The organism is Eubacterium sp. AF22-8LB (assembly GCF_003458715.1).
GTDB lineage: Bacteria > Bacillota_I > Bacilli_A > Erysipelotrichales > Erysipelotrichaceae > Holdemanella.
On record NZ_QRVI01000070.1, the window covers coordinates 341 to 562 of the forward strand.

Sequence of the window (222 nt, forward strand, 5' to 3'; positions counted from 1 at the left end):
ATATTGTCTGTATCCATTTCTTGTAGTAGTTGTATACATAAGGATCTTATCATTTGGACATAGATAACAGTCGTATTCTTCATCATAGACATATTCGTATTTTTTAAAGAAGCCTTTTTTGGTCATTGGTCTTTTATATGGCATATAAGGAATCTGATCATTCTGTACAATGGCTCTGCATATTGCGGGTGTCATGTATCCGGCATCTAACGAAACATTCTT

At 33.8% G+C, this 222-nt stretch carries 1 pseudogene; it reads right to left on the reverse strand.

The window, feature by feature from the left end:
• A pseudogene (locus DWY01_RS11725) lies at positions 1-195 on the reverse strand (IS5/IS1182 family transposase); the annotation flags it as partial.
• Positions 196-222 lie beyond the last annotated feature (27 nt).